This window comes from Flavobacterium pokkalii, assembly GCF_014596575.1.
Lineage (GTDB): Bacteria > Bacteroidota > Bacteroidia > Flavobacteriales > Flavobacteriaceae > Flavobacterium > Flavobacterium pokkalii.
This window is the reverse complement of record NZ_NASZ01000062.1, coordinates 1-742: the sequence shown is the minus strand read 5'-3', so window position 1 is coordinate 742 and position 742 is coordinate 1. Positions and strand designations below refer to the sequence as shown.

The 742-nt window shown below is 36.5% G+C and carries 1 protein-coding gene; it reads right to left on the bottom strand.

Annotation, left to right across the window (positions count from 1 at the left end):
* A partial coding sequence (locus tag B6A10_RS16280) for a hypothetical protein (protein ID WP_188221714.1) occupies positions 1-543 on the bottom strand: 543 nt, incomplete at its 3' end.
* Positions 544-742 lie beyond the last annotated feature (199 nt).

Here is a 742-nt window from a genome sequence, read left to right as displayed (position 1 = left end):
TAAAGCAAAAACCCCTTCTTGTATAGGTTGTCCTAAAACGTTAGAAATGTATTCTAAAGATGAAGTTACACAGGTGTTGGCCAATTGAGGAGTCATGGTAGTTAATACATTAGGGATTTTTTTGTCATCAGGTTTAGGAATGTAAGGATTTCCATTTTTTTCAACTTCACCTTGTATAGATATATCCTCGGGCGGTGTTTCTTCCTCTTCTACGGGACATTCATCAATTCCTGTATTTCCGCCTATACAGCCACATGAAGCATAATATGCAAAGCCATAAGGGTCTCCGTTGCAGTCTTCAGGAGCTCCATAACATTCTTCCTCGTTATAAGCAGTACTGTAATAATCACATGGGTCACCAGAATCTTCTTTTCCACATTCTTTATATTCATAAGTTTCATAGAGATCAACGCTTATGTGTATTGAGGTAGTACAATAATAGGTCTCAACTATTGTTATATAAAGATCATAGCAATCTTCGGAATAATCAAGAGAAGTATCCTGTACAGTACACACTGAATCCTCTCCTTTATAATCATCCATAGCATACCCCATTTGCCCGCACAACATACATAAGAACGTAAGTACGAATATATAATAATTTTTGTAATAAAAAACTACAACTTTTTAAGGTTGTAGTTTCTTGATTTGTAGTGCTTGCTCACTGTTGTGGGTGCGAAGTCAGAGACGTTCGCACAGCAACACCTTGCTTTTATCAACGTTTAGTTATTAAAGAACACTC